At 48.2% G+C, this 18,895-nt stretch carries 19 protein-coding genes; 10 read left to right on the top strand and 9 right to left on the bottom strand.

The annotated features are described in order from the left end of the window. The first annotated feature begins 50 nt into the window (after positions 1 to 50). Positions 51 to 218: a hypothetical protein gene (locus KNQ15_RS08940; protein ID WP_214728903.1), complete on the top strand. Its 168-nt coding sequence runs from the start codon at positions 51 to 53 to the stop codon at positions 216 to 218. A 63-nt stretch (positions 219 to 281) separates the two neighbouring features. On the opposite strand, the gene KNQ15_RS08935 is transcribed toward KNQ15_RS08940, so the two are convergent. Both KNQ15_RS08935 and KNQ15_RS08930 read right to left on the bottom strand, forming a co-directional pair. Next, the gene (locus tag KNQ15_RS08935) at positions 282 to 656 is read right to left on the bottom strand and encodes a nuclear transport factor 2 family protein (RefSeq protein ID WP_214728946.1); all 375 of its coding nucleotides are present in this window, start codon (positions 654 to 656) and stop codon (positions 282 to 284) included. 16 nt (positions 657 to 672) lie between these two features. Continuing rightward, on the bottom strand, positions 673 to 1,155 hold the full coding sequence (locus KNQ15_RS08930; RefSeq protein ID WP_214728901.1) for an RrF2 family transcriptional regulator: 483 nt from the start codon (positions 1,153 to 1,155) through the stop codon (positions 673 to 675). 208 nt (positions 1,156 to 1,363) lie between these two features. Between KNQ15_RS08930 and cydD the strand changes: the two genes are divergently transcribed. The 3 genes from cydD (at position 1,364) to KNQ15_RS08915 (ending at position 5,563) form a co-directional block, all read left to right on the top strand. Continuing rightward, positions 1,364 to 3,094 (top strand): thiol reductant ABC exporter subunit CydD, encoded by a 1,731-nt coding sequence (gene cydD / locus KNQ15_RS08925; RefSeq protein WP_214728899.1) that lies wholly within the window; start codon positions 1,364 to 1,366, stop codon positions 3,092 to 3,094. After that, positions 3,091 to 4,800, top strand: coding sequence for a thiol reductant ABC exporter subunit CydC (gene cydC / locus KNQ15_RS08920; protein WP_214728897.1), 1,710 nt, complete (start codon positions 3,091 to 3,093; stop codon positions 4,798 to 4,800). Before cydD ends, cydC begins: the two co-directional genes overlap by 4 nt. Positions 4,801 to 4,924: 124 nt before the next feature. Further along, positions 4,925 to 5,563, top strand: coding sequence for a cyclase (locus KNQ15_RS08915; protein ID WP_214728895.1), 639 nt, complete (start codon positions 4,925 to 4,927; stop codon positions 5,561 to 5,563). 36 nt (positions 5,564 to 5,599) lie between these two features. On the opposite strand, the gene kynB is transcribed toward KNQ15_RS08915, so the two are convergent. From kynB to kynU, 4 genes are read right to left on the bottom strand one after another with little or no spacing between them, the layout of a single operon-like run. Next, complete coding sequence (gene kynB, locus KNQ15_RS08910) at positions 5,600 to 6,223, bottom strand: arylformamidase (RefSeq protein WP_214728893.1); 624 nt, start codon at positions 6,221 to 6,223, stop codon at positions 5,600 to 5,602. A 13-nt stretch (positions 6,224 to 6,236) separates the two neighbouring features. Then, positions 6,237 to 7,076 (bottom strand): tryptophan 2,3-dioxygenase, encoded by an 840-nt coding sequence (kynA, locus tag KNQ15_RS08905; protein ID WP_214728891.1) that lies wholly within the window; start codon positions 7,074 to 7,076, stop codon positions 6,237 to 6,239. 23 nt (positions 7,077 to 7,099) lie between these two features. Next, positions 7,100 to 8,479 (bottom strand): amino acid permease, encoded by a 1,380-nt coding sequence (locus tag KNQ15_RS08900; RefSeq protein ID WP_251137644.1) that lies wholly within the window; start codon positions 8,477 to 8,479, stop codon positions 7,100 to 7,102. Between the two features lie 10 nt (positions 8,480 to 8,489). Then, positions 8,490 to 9,767, bottom strand: a complete 1,278-nt coding sequence (gene kynU / locus KNQ15_RS08895) for a kynureninase (RefSeq protein WP_214728887.1) — start codon at positions 9,765 to 9,767, stop codon at positions 8,490 to 8,492. Positions 9,768 to 9,875: 108 nt separating this feature from the next. Here kynU and KNQ15_RS08890 point away from each other — a divergent pair, with 108 nt between their 5' ends. The 3 genes from KNQ15_RS08890 (at position 9,876) to KNQ15_RS08880 (ending at position 11,374) form a co-directional block, all read left to right on the top strand. After that, positions 9,876 to 10,505, top strand: coding sequence for a TetR/AcrR family transcriptional regulator (locus tag KNQ15_RS08890; RefSeq protein WP_069940161.1), 630 nt, complete (start codon positions 9,876 to 9,878; stop codon positions 10,503 to 10,505). A gap of 49 nt (positions 10,506 to 10,554) precedes the next feature. Continuing rightward, positions 10,555 to 11,007, top strand: coding sequence for a DUF4385 domain-containing protein (locus tag KNQ15_RS08885; protein ID WP_214728885.1), 453 nt, complete (start codon positions 10,555 to 10,557; stop codon positions 11,005 to 11,007). A gap of 67 nt (positions 11,008 to 11,074) precedes the next feature. Next, on the top strand, positions 11,075 to 11,374 hold the full coding sequence (locus tag KNQ15_RS08880; protein WP_214728883.1) for a hypothetical protein: 300 nt from the start codon (positions 11,075 to 11,077) through the stop codon (positions 11,372 to 11,374). Positions 11,375 to 11,453: 79 nt separating this feature from the next. Here KNQ15_RS08880 and KNQ15_RS08875 read toward each other — a convergent pair whose 3' ends face one another. The 3 genes from KNQ15_RS08875 to KNQ15_RS08865 form a co-directional block, all read right to left on the bottom strand. Beyond that, entirely contained in the window at positions 11,454 to 12,650 is a 1,197-nt protein-coding gene (locus KNQ15_RS08875) for an MFS transporter (protein WP_214728881.1), read from the bottom strand. A 149-nt stretch (positions 12,651 to 12,799) separates the two neighbouring features. After that, the gene (locus KNQ15_RS08870; RefSeq protein WP_214728879.1) at positions 12,800 to 13,861 is read right to left on the bottom strand and encodes an acyltransferase family protein; all 1,062 of its coding nucleotides are present in this window, start codon (positions 13,859 to 13,861) and stop codon (positions 12,800 to 12,802) included. Then, positions 13,858 to 15,624 carry a CDP-glycerol glycerophosphotransferase family protein gene (locus KNQ15_RS08865; RefSeq protein WP_251137643.1) on the bottom strand — a complete coding sequence of 589 codons (1,767 nt, stop codon included), beginning with the start codon at positions 15,622 to 15,624 and terminating at the stop codon, positions 13,858 to 13,860. The genes KNQ15_RS08870 and KNQ15_RS08865 overlap by 4 nt, the downstream gene beginning before the upstream one ends. A 298-nt stretch (positions 15,625 to 15,922) precedes the next feature. Here KNQ15_RS08865 and KNQ15_RS08860 point away from each other — a divergent pair, with 298 nt between their 5' ends. Genes KNQ15_RS08860 through KNQ15_RS08850 form a run of 3 tightly spaced genes read left to right on the top strand, consistent with a single transcriptional unit; the run spans position 15,923 to position 18,892 of the window. Then, a complete protein-coding gene (locus KNQ15_RS08860) occupies positions 15,923 to 16,636 on the top strand; it encodes an IspD/TarI family cytidylyltransferase (RefSeq protein ID WP_056064491.1) in 714 nt (237 codons plus the stop codon). Further along, a complete protein-coding gene (locus tag KNQ15_RS08855; protein WP_214728876.1) occupies positions 16,633 to 17,658 on the top strand; it encodes a ribitol-5-phosphate dehydrogenase in 1,026 nt (341 codons plus the stop codon). Before KNQ15_RS08860 ends, KNQ15_RS08855 begins: the two co-directional genes overlap by 4 nt. 31 nt (positions 17,659 to 17,689) lie before the next feature. Next, positions 17,690 to 18,892, top strand: a complete 1,203-nt coding sequence (locus KNQ15_RS08850) for a CDP-glycerol glycerophosphotransferase family protein (RefSeq protein WP_214728874.1) — start codon at positions 17,690 to 17,692, stop codon at positions 18,890 to 18,892. Positions 18,893 to 18,895 lie beyond the last annotated feature (3 nt).

Raw genomic sequence — 18,895 nt, 5'->3', positions numbered from 1 at the left:
CCAGCTATTTCCGTAGATAAAGATGAGAAATTCAAAGAGGAGTGTCGAAGTTGAAACAGATTAGTTTGTTTTTATTGCTCTATACGGCTGTCGTTGTATTGACGTATATCGTGTCACGATTTGCACCAGATTTATTGCTCTACATGGTCTATATTGCAATTGCGTCATTAATCGTCATCACAGGCTACTTGCTGAAGCGACTCGTGATCAAACGTTAGAAATCAAAAAAACTGTGTTCTGCTTAAAAGCGGGACACAGTTTTTTGCTGATATGAACTTACCTTATGAACGGAACATCGTTGGATCATCCGGAACATTTTCAAGATACGCAATCCGTCCGTTTTCGTCGAGACGTGCGATATCTTTTCCGTCTTGTGTGAAGACACTACCGTCTGCCCGTTTCCCGCAAACTGCCCATCGTGTTTCATATGTTCCAGGTGTTGTCTCTTCCCATCCTGTATACATGTGCTTAATATCCTGATTCACTGTAAATACGTAACGGACAAATTGTTTCCAGGCTTCAATGCCGTGTTGTGGTTGTCCGTTTAAAACGAACGTGATGTCTGACGTAAACAAGGATACGAGATCCTCGAAAGCTTGTGCATCCGTGCGTGACGCGTCGAATAAGTCAAAATAGCGATTCAATACCATAGTAATAACCTCTTTCTGTTCATTAAAGTGCCATCATCCGATCTTTGATTAACATATGAAGCCGTTCTAAATGTTCTGGTGGACAGGAGGCATCTATGGCTTGACGAATCGAGCTGATGGATTCACGTTTCAGTGTCGATTGCCACGCATCTTCTGCCTCTGTCATCAGATTCGAGAGCAGACCGATCTCCTGTTCCTGAATCCCCATCAAATCTTCAAAGACACCGCTTGACGCGTACAACGTCTGTTTGCCCTCAATGGCTTGATAGACATCGAAGATTTGAATTTCTTCTGCGGAACGTCGTAAGCGAAAGCCCCCTTTGACACCTGGTACGGAATACAACAGATCCGCCTGAACGAGTTTTCGTAAGAGCTTTTGGAAATAGGTCGGTGAAGCACCAAGTTGTTGACTAATGAACTCACCGGACAAAACGGCGCGCTCTGGCAGGAAGGTTAAGAGCAACATTGCATAAACGGATTGCTCGACTCCTGTTTTCATTTGCATAGAAAGACTCCTTTCGTTAAACGTGGATAATATATATCCATAATGGTTCGATGATGAAAAATTGTCGAATGATATGCTCTCACAAAACCGTCACACCTTTTCGACAGCATCTGCATGGCATCCCTGTTCCGGATTCGGTATACTAAATATACGATATGTGAAAATATTCACTAAAAGTCGTTCACACTTTGTGAAAGGACGTTTGTATATGAATCCATTAAAAGGAATCGTCCAGATTCCACGTAGTATTCTCATTCAATTCATAATTGCGGCTTTCTTAATGGGGGTTGCGGTCGTCGGTCAGTCATATGGCATCGTGTTGACGGTCGATCGCATTTTCTTAAAAGAACAACCGTTTGAAGCCGTCATTCCGTTACTACTCACCGTTCTCGGTATGCTGTTGCTCCGGGTCGCCGTGACGTATTGGAACGGTCGTCTCGGTACGACGTTATCGGCACACATGAAGCAGGCACTCCGGGAAGCGCTCGTTGCGAAATACACAGGTCGCTCGGTCGAGATGATGCTACAAGGGCAAGCGGGACAGAAGGTCAGTGTCTTGCTCGATGCCGTAGACGAGATGGACAGCTATTACAGTCAATACTTGCCGAAAGTCGTCCAGACGACAATCGTTCCCTTGATGGTCTTGATCGCGGCATTCAGCTATGACTGGATCACCGGTCTCGTCATGATGATCACGGCACCGTTCATTCCGTTGTTTTACATCATCATCGGCATCATGACGCAAAAGCGGGCCGATGCTCAACTCGAGAAGATGACGGCGTTCTCAGGAATGTTTCTTGATACGTTGCAGGGATTGACGACCTTGAAGTTATTTGGTCGCGCGAAACGACAACGTGACGTCATCGAAAAAAGCAGTCTTGATTTCCGGGATGCGACGTTAACGGTCTTGAAGCTCGCTTTCTTGTCGTCGCTGATGCTTGAGTTCATCTCGATGCTCAGCATGGGAATGATCGCACTTGAGGTCAGTCTGCGCTTGATTCTGTTCCAAAGCATCACCTTCATTCCAGCGTTCCTGATGCTCGTGTTAGCACCAGAGTACTATCTTGCCTTAAAAGAGATGGGGGCTGCCTTCCATACCGGACGCGGTAGTGTCGCGGCAGCGAAACAGATCGCAGCCGAACTGACGGCAGACGATCGTCCCGTTGCCTTCGGTCAATCAGAACTTTCGATGAACCGTCCATCACGAATCGTCTTGGATGAAGTTGATTTTACGTATCAAGAAGGACGTTTTGCCTTACAAGACGTGACACTCGCGATTGAACCATATCAAAAAGTGGCGTTGATCGGTCGCAGTGGTGCCGGTAAGTCGACTGTCTTACAGTTGATTGCTGGACTCGCGGATCCAAAAGAAGGACGGATTCTGCTCGACGGGATTGAGCGCAGTCAGGTGGCGGAAGCAAGTTGGTTCCGTCAGTTGAGCTACATCTCGCAACATCCGTATCTGTATGCCGGAACGCTGGCAGAAAATATCGCGATCGGTGAACTCCGTCAAGCGACACCGGAAGAGATTTTCGAAGCGGCGCAGGCGGCAGGGCTCGAGGAGTTGATTGCGACGTTACCTGAAGGAATTAATACGGTCATCGGAGAAGGCGGACGTGGTCTATCGGGTGGCGAGAAACAGCGCGTTGCGTTGGCACGCGCATTCTTGAAGCGACCGAACGTCATCGTCTTTGATGAACCGACGACCGGACTCGACGTCAAAACAGAGCGACTGCTCCAACAAGCGATCGAACAGCTTGGACAAGCAGCGACGGTCATCACTGTCGCGCACCGCCTGCATACAATCGAGCGCTCAGATCAAATCGTCTTCCTCGACGGCGGACGAATCGTCGATCGCGGCACCCATGATGAACTGCTTGGACGTGATTCGGAATATGCCCGGATGCGGAGCGTCCAGAGAGGGGAGGAAACACGATGAAGGAATTACTAGGAGTCTTTCGGTTGATGGTGAATCAAAAACGCGATATCGCCTGGTCGATCTTCTTCGGTGTCCTCGCCGGGGTGACAGCAGTTGGGTTATTCGCAGCAAGTGGTTACCTGATTTCAAAGGCAGCCTTGTTGCCACCAATCCAGACACTCGCCGTCCTGATTGCCCTGCAAAAAATCTCGAGTCTGACGCGTGCTGTCAGTCGGTATGCGGAACGTTATTATTCGCACCGAGCGACGTTTACGATCCTCAGTGATATCCGGACGTCGTTCTACCGGAGACTCGAGCCGCTTGCACCCGGTATTTTCGGGAAGTACCGAAGTGGGGATTTACTTGCCCGAATCGTTGGGGACGTCGAGAGTCTGCAAAATACGTTTTTACGTGTCCTTTATCCACCGATCGTCTTGTTGCTCGTCTTCTTCTGTACGATCTTTTTCGTCAGTTTCTTCTCGTGGACGATTGCAGGGATTCTATTGCTTGGTCTGATTCTGACCGGTTTCTTGATTCCAGGTTGGTTCGCGTACCGCGAACAACGTTTCGCACGTTCGGTCCGTGTCCGACGCGGTGATCTGTCGACAGAGGTGACGGAGTTGTTCCAAGGCTATCGCGACTTAAAGATTTACCAGCAACTTGATCAAAAAGAACAGGACTTGAATGCCGTCGCAAAACGGTATGTCGAAGAAGAAAAACGGAATGGGTTACATGCCGTTTCGAACCTTGCCTTGAATACGATGGTGACGCTGATCATCTCTTGGCTCGTTCTGGGTGTCGGTGCCTATCTCGTCGCGAGTGGACAACTCGAAGGGGTATTCCTCGCTTTACTCGTCATGACATCGCTGACGGTCTTTGAGAATGCGGCACCGATGGCAATTTTACCAGGCTTTTTCGAAGATAGCCGGCATGCTGCGAAACGACTCGATGAAGTCGTGACCGAACAAGAAGAGGCAACTTACGACACGTTCGTTCTCAATCAGGCACCATCCTTTGAAACGAACGCGTTGACGTTCACTTTCCCTGATGCACCGCGTCCGGTTTTACGTGACGTCACCGTCTCGATTCCTGCCGGCAAGAAGACGGCGATCGTCGGGGCGAGTGGTTCCGGGAAATCCACGTTACTTCAATTGATGTTACGGATGTATCCGACAGACGGATTAACGATTGCTGGTCAAGACAGTCAGACGGTTGATCCGGAAGGACTTTGGCAACACGCAAATGTTGTCTTGCAACAAAATCATTACTTTTATGGAACGCTTCATGACAATCTATTGCTTGCGAACGAAGCAGCGACGGACGAGGCAATGCGTCAAGCACTCGATGATGTCGGATTAACAACATTTGAATTGAACGACCGTGTATTTGAAAAAGGCGAGAACTTGTCTGGAGGAGAAAAACAACGCTTAGCGATTGCCCGTGTGCTCTTGCGCGAAGCGTCGCTTTACTTGCTTGACGAACCAACGTCTTCTGTTGATGCTTTAACGGAACAGATGATTCTTACACGGCTCTTCGAACGGGCAACGGATGCGACACTTGTCCTTGTCAGCCACCGATTAGCGGGTCTTGAAGCGATGGATCAAATCATCGTCATGGATCAAGGTCACGTCATCGAAGTCGGAACGTATGCCGAATTGATGGCGCGACAAGGAGCGTTCTATGAATTAAAACAAGTCGAACAGTCTGTGTTTGCTCCAATTGGATAAAAAATATGGAAGGCGATGAATCAAGTAGGGTTCATTGCCTTTTTTATTTAGCGTGGAAGAACTGAAAAGACATGACAGTCCACCTCTGAAATGGTAAAGTCTAGAAAAAGTGCGGAGGGATTTCATGCATATCGAACAATCATCCATCGTCGTCGATCAGACGACCATTTCGTATGATCATTTTCAAATGGGATCCAAACAGATCTGCTTCTTGATTTCGGGAGCATCTTACTTGTACGATCATCCTTACTTCTACTACAGCCGGATGGCACTACTCGCTCGAGACATCGATGTCATCTGTATTCACTATGTGACGGAAGAGCTCTTTTCGATGACGGACGCAGAATCGAATGCCTGTATGACCCGTCGAGTCGACGCTGTCGTCTCAGAAGTGCTTGCGACGCATCCGTACGAAAACGTTCAGTTCATCGCAAAGTCGTTAGGAACGATTCCGCTTGCCGCGTTACTTACAAAGTCGAGTCTACAGACAGCACGCTTCGTCTTTTTAACACCCGTCCTGAATGAAGTGGTCGAACAAATTGCCACATCGACGCAAGATGGACTCCTCGTCATCGGAACAGCCGATAAGTTTTATGATGAAGCGGCACTTGAAACGTGTCGGACATCACAACTAAAGATTGATGTCATCGAAGGAGTGAATCATTCACTGGATCAAGGATTCGAGGTCGATTCGTCACTTGCAGTCCTTGGACATGTCGTTCGGCAAATCGAAGCGAGTTTTTTCGAACCGCTACATAAGTAAAAATCCGTCCAGCAGAGAGTCTGCTGGACGGATTTTTTAGTATGGACGAAGTAAGGCACGAACGGGACTACCGTCGCCATCGACGAGCGGGAGCGGGACGGCGTTGAGGTGGTAATCACCAGGCGTGATCGCATCAAGGACGAGTCCTTCGAGAATATGGACTCCATGCTGCGCCAGTGCGTGATGGGCTGCCATTTCCTTACTATCGATTGCATCGACGCTTGGTAAGTCGAGACCAATCAGCGAAATCCCGAGTTCCCCAAGACGTTCAGCAAGACTTGGCGTCAAGACGGGAATCGTTTCTGGGAAAGTTGATTTGTCGATCCAACCATCCGTTTTGATGATCAAGCGCTGGACGTCATTTAGCTCAAAGCCATCTAAATCAGCGGCTGTGATTTCCTTACGACCTGGTAAGTAAATGACGCGCGCATGTCCGATATAGACATCTGGATCAAGGTCGATGATTTTTTGTCCGGCATCGTCAAAATGAAACGGCGCGTCGACGTGAGTGCCGGTATGCAGACTCATCGTTACTTTACCGACATTGACGGAACCGGTGTCTGCCTTATTCCATGTCAGTGTCGCTTCAAATGGTGTATCGCCCGGCCACGTCGTGACGTGGCGATCAAGTGGTTGTGAAACATCAATCCATCGTGTCATCGCTGCATCCTCCTCATAATGTCGTGCGGACCGACCACAGTTCCGGGAAAAATCTATGGTCAAGCACACGTCGTAGATAACTGACACCAGACGAACCGCCTGTTCCTGGCTTTTGTCCGATGATCCGTTCGACGGTACTCATATGGTTAAAGCGCCACATCTGTTGCTGGCTCCCGATATCGAGTAGTTTTTCACCGAGTTCATACAAATCCCAGTACTGATCGACATCACGATAGACGGTCGCCCAAGCTGCTTCGACACTTTCATTCGGCGTCCAGTCCTGCGTGACATCATGCTCAAGGACGGATTCGTCGATGGGTAGCCCATGGCGCGCCATCGCCCGGATCGTTTCATCGTAGATGCTTGGTGTCTTCAAATCTTCCAGCAACATTGGATAGAGTGTTTCGTCATGCGCATAAACTTTTAGCATCTGCTCATTCTTGAAGCCGAGCGCGAATTCGATTTGGCGGTTTTGATACGACTGAAAACCGGATGAGTGACCAAGCGCGTCACGGAATTCAAGATATTCGGCAGGGGTCAAGGTCGACAAAACATTCCACGACTGAATTAGCTGGTGCTGAATCTTTGAGATGCGTGCGAGCATCTTAAACGATGATTCGAGATCATCGTTTGCGACGGCTTGCGTCGCTGCACGCATCTCATGCAGGATCAGCTTCATCCAGAGTTCGCTCGTCTGATGAATGATGATGAAAAGCATCTCATCATGATGCCCCGATAAGCGATGTTGACTCGAAAGCAATGGATCTAGTTGCAAATAATCCCCGTAGGACATATCTTTCTTAAAATCCGTTTGAATCGATGCTTCAATAGACGTAGGATCTGTCTTTGTCATTCCCGTTCATCCCCTTTATCGAATTAATTCAGTTTTCGTTTTTCAGCGGTCTGTGGTTGTTCCGGATGCGCCCGTTTCCAGAAGAAATAGGCGATCGATAAGAACACTAACCACGGTACACCAAACTTCAAGACGATTTGGAAATCTGTGAACCATGTCGTTAGTACGAGTGCGGATAACAACAATGCACCGAGGGCAGTCAGATACGGATAGCCCATCATCCGGACCGGTAACGTCCGTCCACCTTCACGTTCCCATGCTTTACGGAAGTACAGATGGGAGATGAAAATCATGAACCACGTGAAAATCGCCCCGAACATCGAAATTCCCATCATGAATGGATAAGAAACGCTCGATTGACTGCTGATGATCCCCGCGAGAAAAATCCCGAGCGTTGATACGGCGAGTGCGAAGAGTGGAACACCTTTTCGATTCAAACGACCAAATACTTTTGGCGCATACGTTGCCTTCGATAAGGAATACATCATCCGTGTCGAAGCATACAGCTGACTGTTCATCGCAGACAGCGCCGCCGTCAGGATGATGAAGTTCATGATGCCGCCTGCATACGGAATCGATAGCATCTCCATTACTTTGACGAACGGACTTTGATCGACGCCGCCCGCTTGTTGCCAAGGGACGATCATCAACATCAAAGCAATCGTGATGACATAAAACGTCGAGAGACGGAAGACTGTCGCTTTTAATGCTTTCGGTACGGCGACGTCCGGGTCCTTCGCTTCACCAGCAGTTACGGCAATCAATTCCGTTCCGAGGAAGCTGAACAGAGAGATGAAGATTGCGATCCAGAGACCCGAGAAGCCGAACGGCATGAAACCACCGTCGTTCGTGAAGTTTTGCGGACCAATCTCAGGACTTGGGCTACCGATGACCAAGTAGGCACCGAGCAAAATGAATAGCAAGATGGCACTGATTTTAATGACGGAGAACCAGTATTCGAAGGTTGCGAATGTATTGACTGTCGTGGCATTGATGTAAATCAACGCGGCAGCGAATACGAGAATCCAGACGACCCCGGGAACGTCCGGGAACCAGTATTTCATATAGATCGAAATCGCACTGACTTCAACGCCAATTGCAAGAACGTTTGCGATCCAGTACGAATAGCGGACGAGAAAACCCGCATATGGACTAATGTATCGTTCGGCAATCGTACCGAACGAGCCAGATGTCGGATGGGCGACCGTCATTTCAGCCAGACAGCCCATTAAAAGTAAGACGATGAAGGCACCGACTGCGTAACTGATCAAAACGCTCGGTCCGGCAAGCCCGATCGCGAGCCCACTTCCGAGGAAGAGACCAGTTCCGATCGCACAGCCCATTGCAATCATCGTAAGTTGACGTGTCTTGAGTTCACGCCGTAGTTCAGTAGGTTGTTCCATGGTGTACTCCTTAAGCAACGACTTCGCGTTCATTTGCGAAACGTTCGTATTCTTTATCTTCCATGATTCGTTTGAGTGTCGCGACGACGTCATAGACATCGGTAAACGTATTGTAGAGCGCGACGGGTGCTAGACGAACGATGTTCGGTGCTCGGAAATCGGGGATGATTCGATTTTCCTTGAGTGCTTTACAGATCCGTGCCGCTTCCGGGTGCTCGAGGCTGAGATGCGCCCCACGGCGTTTATCGTCGATCGGGTTTCCGATGACAAAACCGTACGGTGTGAGCTCCAGCTCGACAAGTTCCATCATGTACTGTGTCAGCGCGAGTGACTTCGTCCGGACGGCTTCGATACCGACTTCGTCAAACATCTCTAATGCACCGATTTGTGGAGCGAGACTTAAGACGTGTGGTGTCCCGATTTGGAATGCCCCGGCATGCGCCGCCGGTGTCATCGTGTGATCCATGTCGAACTGCTTATCCTTACGCGAACCGAACCAGCCCGTCAGACCAGGCAACGTTCCAAAATGACGTTCGTGGACGAACAATCCACCGACCGTTCCAGGACCACCGTTCAAGTGCTTGTAATTACACCAGTAGGCAAAGTCGACACCCCAGTCATGGAAAGCATGGGGAACGGCTCCGACGGAATGACAACCATCAAAACCAATCAGGATGCCACGGTCGTGTGCCGCTTTCGTTAAACGCTCCATATCGAGAATTTGTCCACTTCGGTAAAGTACCGCCGGCAAGACGATCAACGCGATATCGTCCGTCATCGCAGCGATGATGTCGTCTTCTTCTAAAAAGCGACCGTCACGACTTGCTACTTGGACGAGGTGTGTCTCCGGATCGAGTCCACGTAAGCGAAGTTGGCTTTGAAGGGCATAGATGTCCGACGGGAATGTCAGCGCATCCGCTAAAATCTTATCTCGTCCTTCCGTCGGTTGGAAGAATGTCGCGACGAGTTGATGGAGATTGACGGTCGTCGAGCCGGTGACCATGACTTCTTCTGCTTGTGCGCCGACGAGCGGAGCGTTGAGAGCAGCGAGACGTTCCGATAATTCGAACCAAGGATGACGTCCTTTCATCCAGCCATCGATCCCGAGTTCTTTCCAGTCTGATAGCGACTCAAGCAACGTCTTCTCGGCACGCTTCGATAATAAACCGAGCGAGTTTCCGTCCATATAGATACTACCCGGTTGCAGATAAAACTCATCACGATAAGCAGATAGTGCATCGTGCTCATCCCGAGCAACAGCATCGGTCCGTTTTGCTTGCAGTGTCATACGTCATCCTCCTCAAATGAATGCTCAATCAATTTTGACAAAAGCGTAGCAAACAAGTTGACATTGTGTCAATATTATCGAATAGAGAAAACAAAAGGAGTGAAGGACATGTCATCTTCTCAACCAGAAAAAATCGATAAACGTCATCTGCGTACGGTGCGGACACGCGAGAAACTGTTGAGTGCGGCACGTGACGTCTTCTTAGAACAAGGGTTTCAAACGGCAACGATTTCACAAATCATTAAACAAGCTGGCGTCGGTTACGGAACCGCTTATGTCCATTTTGAAGGGAAAGATGAGCTACTCGTTGTTTTAATGGAAGATGTCATGAGCCGTTTCCATGCGATCGCGGAACGAACATTCGAACCGGCGACACCGATGGAGGCAAAGGAACGCATCGTGACCCAAGCAACGGATTTCTTACGTCTCGCGGAAGAAGAACGAGCGATGCTACGGATCGTCGAGCAAGCAATCGGCGTGTCTTACATCGTCCGTGCAAAATGGAAAGCGATTCGGGAACGGTTCATCGATCGGATCAGTCAGGATATCCAGTACGCGCAAGAGACAGGACTTGCACGGCAGGATGTCGACCCGAAACTCGTCGCCCGTGGTTGGTTCTTCGCGAACGAGATGTACTTATTCGAAGTCGTCCGTGAAGAGGCGACGGCCACGATTGAAGAGATTGCACACGTCTTAGCGACGATCTATACACAAGGACTCTACCGGATCGAGGATTGATGAACGGACGGGAAGGGAACGTTTCGAAGTAGAAGGGAGCGTGACCGGGATGGCGTTTGATTACGATCTCGATTTCAAGACAACGGATTTTCGTAAGGAGCCGGAAAAGTACAGGGTTGGACGCGGGGAGCAAGGGGTCTTACTCGTCGAACCTTATAAAAGTGAGATTTTGCCGCATTGGCGTTTTAAGACACCGGACATCGCGAAGGAATCGTCCGAGAAAATTTATGAGATGTATTTAGCTTATAAAGAAGACGGAGACTTCGTCGGCATGGATATGGCGCGGAAGTTCATTCAAATGGGGCATACGCGCGCACGACGTTACGCGAACTATAAGGGTGGACGAAAATACAAAGATAAAGAGAAAAACGAATTGCACACACGCGAGATCGACGAAGAAAAAGCGAAATCCGCTGCGATCTTCCAAGAAAAATGGGATTTGATCCGGGCGGACGAAGAGTACCTTGAACTCAAACGTGCGCATCAAAAGCAGTACGGATAAGTCATTTCAAAATAAAGGGAATCAATTCAAATCATGCGATACTGAAAAGAAAACGGGAGGGATCGGTATGAACCGTTGGTGGGTTCCGCTGTATCCGATCGGTCTGTTTTTACTGGTCGATCACTTTTTCTATAATATTGCAGTGACGTGGCTTATCATGCTGGGTGTCGTGAGCATCCTGTTGAGTGTACGTCCGAATCGACCGTCCTTTTCTTCGTATCGTCCATTAATGATTGGGACACTTTTGATTGGCTGTGGTCTGATGCCGTGGTTGACGCTGGATTTTACAGGAGTCGTCTTCGTCTTCTTGTTAACAGAAATCGTCGCGAAACTGCTCGTGTCAAGAACAGAGGAACAATATGTATGACGAACGAATAGGGATAAACGAAATAGCCTCGATTGCTCTGTCCGATGGGAGGGAGTAATCGAGGCTATTTTTAATACGTTTAAGAACTCTGTTCGACCTTGGCAATTAATCGTGCTTGACGTTTTTGCCAGATGAACGATCCGATGAACGTCATGACGAGGAAGATCAGACCAAGTGCGAACGGATAGAGAATGTTGACGTCATACAGGATACCTGCAAGCGTCGGTCCGAGCACGTTCCCAATGCTCATGTAGGCGTTGTTCATTCCCATAGCAAAGCCCTGCTCATTACCAGCGAGCTTTGAAATCATCGTATTCAAGACGGGACGTAAAATTGACGTCGCGAGGAAGATGACGAGGGTGATCGCAAAGAATCCACCGTAACTTGATGTCAATAATGACAACAGGAAGCCGAGCGCTGCGATGAACAGGAATAGGTTCAAGACCTTTCCTTCTCCGAGACTACGTGACAGCTTATCGACGATGAAGATTTGAGCAATGACGCTGATGATACCAGTCGACGTCACCATGATCGCGATGTCTTTCGGTGAAGCGCCGAATTGATCATCGACGAATAGACCGAGTACTGATTCGTATGCCATGAGACCAAAGCTCATGACGAGTGTAATGACGAGTGGGACGAAGTACGGTTTCTTAAACGACGTCCCGAGTTTCTTGAGCATCGATCCTTCATCGGGTGCCATTGCTGTTGCATCGTGTTGTTCGCTTTCTTGAAGCAATAAGACGCTGAATAGGACGGCTGCCCCTGAGACGATCGCTGAGACGAGGAGTGGCAATTTTAAGTCGTATTCGGCAAGGAATCCACCGATTCCAGGACCGATGACGATTCCGAGTGACATCGCAGCTGAGACGTAACTGTTTCCTTTTGCGCGTTGATCCATCGTTGTGATGTCCGCGACGTAAGCAAAAATCGCTGGAATCAGAAGTGCAGCACCGGCACCGCCGATTGCGCGCGAGATGTAGAGGACCGTGACGGAATTGGAGAAGTAGAAGACAAACATCGAGAGCGTCAAGCCGATCAATCCATAGATGATCATCTTGCGACGACCGTATTGGTCCGCCCATTTTCCGGCAATCGGTGACATGACGAGTTGTGCTCCGGCAAAGATGGCGATCATTAACCCAGCCGCCGTCCCACCTTGTCCAATCGAAGCTAAGTAAGCGGGTAGAATCGGAATGATGATCCCGAAGCTCCCGACCGCAATAAACATATTGATCATGAGGACCGTTAATTTTTTTCGTTGATCCGCGTGCAAGGGGACCCCTTCTTTCGACCCGCTTTCTGTAAGCGGTTATTTGTTTCACCTTCATTATCTTAGATTCAAGCTAAAGGACCTGTCAATGTAGACGAGTCGAGGATTCAAAAAAGACTCCATCCTTTGAGAAGGATGAAGTCAGTTCAGACTTATTGTTCTTTTTTTAATAACCATTTGATGTTCGGTGACAGCAACGGTCGGAAGATTGTCACGACGGGGCGACTCGACAGCAACCAGACGAATCCGGTAGCGAGCAAGAAGGACAGTCCGATTAGTAACAGTGGCGACTCCGTAATGGCTGGTGGAACCGAATCACGGAACAACCGGACGATGAACGAGTGAATCAAGTAGATCGCTAGCGTCTGGATGCCGATCTGATCGAATCGATCTCCAAATGACCGGTGCGGCACGAGCAACAAGACCGAGAAGATCATGATCGTACTGACGGCATAGAGGAACAATTGAATCGCTGCTCCCTTCAGAAGCGAGACTTCAAATTCCCCATAGGTGTCGCGGTAGAAGAGCCAGACCGTATCAAATCCGTTTTTCGTCCAGACAATCATGAAGACGACAATCAAGAGCGAGACGATTAGTCCGGTCAGTCGACCGATCGGTGCCGTCATCTGCTTTCGCCAGCCGGCGTCAGTCAGCCAACCGCGCTCTTTGACGAGGTAACCCATCAAAAAGAACGGATAAAAACTGACGACTTTTTGTAACGACAGGAAGTTCGTGATTGAATCTGGGTTGGCATTGATCAATAACGCAAATAAGACACTGACGATCAGCGGGAAACGCATCACCTGGAATGCCGGTGTGACGGTTTGCCAAATGATGATCCCAAGCAGATACCAAAGCGTCCAATTCGGAACGAGCGGATGGAGTAACCCATCGAGCATCTCACGTAAGGAATCATCCTGCGTGTAGGACAAATAGATTTCGTGAATCGATTGCCAGATGAAATACAGGGCAACGAAGGCGAGGATGCGTTGAGGTCGAACTTGTTTGAAAAAGTAGCCGCTCATGAAGATGAAGGCGGGCATGTGCAACAAGTAAATGACGTTATACGCCATCCTCACACTATCGTTTCCCGGTAAATCACGGAACGTCTCGATCAAATGACCGAAGACGACCATGAAGATGAGTAAGACTTTATAGTTCCCAAGCCAATGATCGTACGTAGGGGTAGTCACTGGTTTGATAGGAGCAGTCATTTGTTCTCACCTAGCAGAATTTGATCAACGAACCGGGCACTCGATTTCCCGTCCTGATGTTCAAAGAAATATTCTGCGAATGCTTTGACGTTATGCATTTCAAAGTCTTTGTTTTTAATCCGTTCAATCAACTCTTCCGATGTTTTGACGATTGGACCCGGAACGAATTCTTCGAAGTCGTAATAGAAATCACGTTTTGAGATGTAGTCCTCAAGGTCATACGCGAAGAACAACATCGGTCGATTCAATAGGGAGAACTCGAAACACGTCGATGAGTAATCCGTGATCAAGATGTCTGAGACGAACAGCAACTCATTGATTTCACGATGATCCGTCAAATCGAGGAAGAAGTCAGCGTAGACTTTTGGAATCTCCATTCGGCGGCGGATGAATGGGTGCAGTTTCAGGACGAAGACGTACTCCTCATGAAGTGCCTCGTATAGCGCATCGAGATCAAGTTGATCAAAATCATAATAGGCACTCTTCGCACCATTTCCTCGGAACGTCGGCGCGAACATGATGACTTTCTTTTGTTTGAAGATTGGATATTCCTCATAGATACGTGCTTTCGCTTCCTCGATGAACGGTTGATCGAAGAACATATCCGTCCGCGGAATACCGGTCGCGATGACTTGATCTTCGCGTAAACCGAATCCTTCTGCGTAATGACGGGCGACATTATGGGAGCTGACGATGGCTTTCGTATAGTTCCGGTGACTAAGCGAGTTCGCGCTTGGACCACCTGGTTTTCCGAGGCGGCTGTAACCGAATGTCTTGAAGGCACCAACGGCATGCCAGACTTGAACCAGATCACTGCCTTTACGAATATTCAACGGATAGATCATCGGATAGAAGTCATCGACAAGAATCGTCTTTGCTGTCGCTAAGTGGTACGGCAACGTAAATTTATCGCGCCAATCGCGACGAGACTGAAGGTTCGGCTTGAAGAAGGTCTTCACATCGAGATCGAGATTGCGACGCTCGACCTCATCTAAGATATAAGCAAAGTTCCCACTGATATCACTCCGAGAATCCGAAGCGAGGATGACTTTATTCTCTTGGATCGGTTGCGTCCATTTCGTGACGTTATAAATCGCCTTAAAGGTAAAACGACGGAACTTGAACGCGCGCTTCTTCATATTCTTCTTCCACTTTTTATAGCGATCGATGACTTGGATTAGACGTTTCGATTCGCCTTTCTTTAGGGAATGGAAACCTAAAGAGTTGCTGTATTCCGAATACTGCACGACAAGTTCGTATTCAAGTAAGATCAAGGCGTTACTATGTTTTGTATCGACGCGGTAAGCGACGGGGATTAACGAACGCGTATCACCAAAAGGCGCTTCATGTAAGATCGTCTTTCCTTGGACGATGGCGAAGAACGCATCAAAATAGCCCATTGGCAATGGACGACCTGTCGGCGTGATATGATTCAGATTCAATTCGCCTGTAAAGGACTCTTCCGTCCAGTCTCCTTCGAATGGAAAGCGGCAAATGAACGTTCGTTTGTTTCGTTTGTTACGGAAGACGATGGCACGTTCGAGAGGCACCAACGCTTCAGCAGGTTCGGACTGGATGTAATCATCGCCCGGCTCCTCAAGTTCAGGTTGCTGTTGCGATACAGGATTTTCAAATAATGTTTGTTCGGCGCGCAAAAAATCAGTCAACCCGCTCAAACGTGCTTCGAAACGAAACGTCGTTCCAGCTAACTCCAAGTAGGTGACCTCTGCTTGTAAAGTAGGCGCAAGTGTCTCTTCTGTCAAAACCATCTCTCCTCGCTCGAATAATTACATTACATTTACACAATACTGATAAAATTTTAAAATTCATGTGAACGTAGTATAGTGAAACTAGAAATCACCACTCATTATATCGTGAGACATTGAAATTAATAGGGATTTCTTTATTTTTTTGTGTTTTTGTAAAATAACACTTCAACACAAACTGCATCATTACACATACCCTGAACGATAGGGAGAGAAAACCGAAATACGATTATTTCATAAGGGAGGGAAGCAGGTCGTCTCGTTTGAAGGATTCAACGAGACACTGCGTCAGAAGATGATTTATGCAGCCATTTTAGCTGGAGGAAAAGGAACACGAATGGGGAACGTCGATCGACCGAAACAATTCTTATCGATCGGAGAACGTCCAATCATCGTCCATACAGTAGAGAAATTCCTATTACATGAGGATTTTGACCGCATCATCATCGTCACACCGACTGCTTGGATTAACTATACGCGCGATATTTTGGAGAAATACATTGGAAAAGATGAACGCCTCGTCATTACACCGGGTGGGCAGGATCGAAATGAATCGATCATGGCAGCGGTGAACTGGATCGAAGAGAAAAACGGTCTGTCTGAGGAAGATATCATCGTCACACACGACGCTGTCCGTCCGTTCTTGACGCACCGCATCATTAAAGAAAACATTGAAGCAGCGCAAGAATTCGGTTCATGCGACACAGTCATTTCAGCAATCGATACGATCGTCGCGTCAACGAACGGTAAAACGATCACGGATATTCCGGTTCGTGATCAAATGTATCAAGGGCAGACACCACAAAGTTTTCAGATCACGAAGTTGAAATCGCATTATGAGTCGCTTTCAACGGAAGAACGAGCGATTTTGACGGATGCGTGTAAGATCCTTCTTCTGAAAGGGGAAGATGTCGCGCTCGTCACAGGGGAACTGTTCAACATTAAAGTGACGACACCATACGACCTACGGATTGCGAATGCTATCTTGAAGGAGCGGATTCATCAATGATTAACCAAGTCTATCAACTCGTCGCCCCGCGTCAAATCGAAGTGACGTATGATGAACGGTCATTGAATACCGATCGTGTCGTCGTGCGTCCGACCTATTTGTCGATTTGTCACGCGGATCAACGCTACTTCACGGGTAGCCGTAGTGCGGAAGTATTAGCGAAAAAATTACCGATGGCCATGATTCATGAAGGCATCGGAAAAGTCGTACATGATCCGAGTGGAACATTCAAGAAAGGAACACTCGTCGCGATGGTGCCGAATACGCCGACGGAAGAAGATGACATCATCGGTGAAAACTACCTGCGTACGAGTCGTTTCCGTTCGAGTGGGTACGATGGCTATATGCAAGACTATGTGTTCTTAAAAGCAGATCGCCTTGTCGAGGTACCGGCTGATCTTGATCCTGAAGTCGCGGCATTCACTGAGCTCGTCAGTGTAGCGGTCCATGCCTTGACTCGTTTCGAAAAGATTGCCCATCCGCGTCGGGAGACGTTCGGAGTGTGGGGGGATGGGAACCTTGGCTTCATCACAGCACTCTTGCTACGTAAGTTGTATCCGGAAGCGAAATTACTCGTCTTTGGCAAAACACAGTCGAAGCTTGATTATTTCTCGTTTGCAGACGAGACGTACCACATCGACCAGATTCCAGCCGATGTCTCCTTCAACCACGGTTTTGAATGTGTCGGGGGAATTGGCAGTCAATATGCGATCAATCAGATGATCGACTACATCATTCCGGAAGGCACGATGGCGTTACTTGGCGTATCAGAGGATGCCGTCGCGATCAACACGCGGATGATTCTTGAAAAAGGACTTCGTGTCTACGGTTCAAGTCGGAGTACACCGGCTGATTTCGCACGGACGATGGAATTGTATCAAGCACATCCTGATATTCCAGCTTATTTATCGAACCTGGTTTCAGGCGTATTCCAAATTCGACAAATCGAAGATATTCATAAAGCGTTTGAAAACGATTTGACGAACCGGTTCGGAAAGACGGTCATGGAATGGTGCATGTAACGATGTGCGCTGAAAAAGAGGAGAATCGTCTATGAAACAAAAAATTCGGTTATTGCAACGACGGACGGTTCACTATCTGCTTGCTATGACGTACTGGTTGACGAAACGGTTACCGATTCAACCGAAAAAAGTCGTCTTTGCGACGTATCGTTCCGATCGTCTTGTCGATAACTTTCGTGCCGTCTACGATGAACTCGAACGACGCGACTTAGGGTATGAATACGTTTTTTTGTTAAAGCGATTCCCTCAATCGTTGGCGGGGCAAATCCAATACGTCTTTCATATGATGCGGGCGACGTACGAATTAGCGACTGCTCGTTACTTCATCATTGATGACTATTATTACCCTGTCTATGTGTCGTCCTTACGGAAAGGAACAGAAGTCATTCAGCTATGGCATGCTTGTGGAGCCTTTAAAAAGTTCGGCTATAGTGTGCTTGATAAGTCCTATTCGCCGGATGACGATTATTTGAAGATGGTCCAGATTCACCGGAATTATAGCAAGGTCTATGTTTCCGGTGAAGCGTGTGTTGCACCATATGCGGATGCTTTCGGAATGGAGCAGAAACGGATCTATCCATTAGGAGTTCCACGGACGGATCAGCTACTGAACACAGCACGCCAAGCCCGTGTTCGAGAAAAGTTGTATGACCGATATCCAGAATGGCGCAAAAAACGAATCATCTTACTCGCGCCGACGTTCCGAGGAAATGGACAGACAACGGCACATTACGATCAAGAGCTCGATTTTGAGAAGTTCCGTCGTGAGCTTGGACCGGATACAGTGCTCTTGCTTCGCATGCACCCGTTTGTTCTCAATCCACCCGTCGTACCGGACGCGTATGCGGATCAAATCATTAACATGACAGACTATCCGGACATCAATGATTTGATGCAAATTGCGGATATTCTGATTACGGATTATTCGTCTGTCATCTTCGAGTTTGCCTTGTTGCAGAAGCCGATGATTTTTCTCGTCAACGATCTTCAGTCGTATAAAGCAGAACGCGATTTCTACTTCCCATATGAAACGTTCGTACCGGGACCAATCGTGTCGACGTTCGAAGACGTCATTGCTTGGATTAAACGTGGGCAATTCGATACACAGAAAATCGAGACATTTGCGAATCAGTTCTTTACGTATCAGGACGGAGAAGCGACCAAACGAATCGTCGACCATATGTTATATGACACGATTCCAGAGGCGCCTGTCTATACGAAAACACCAGTGTGAATA

Origin of the sequence: Exiguobacterium sp. s168, assembly GCF_018619035.1 — a bacterium.
In the GTDB taxonomy this organism is placed as follows: Bacteria; Bacillota; Bacilli; order Exiguobacteriales; family Exiguobacteriaceae; genus Exiguobacterium_A; species Exiguobacterium_A acetylicum.
The sequence above is the reverse complement of the archived record's forward strand: the minus strand, read 5'-3'. Positions and strand labels throughout refer to the sequence as shown.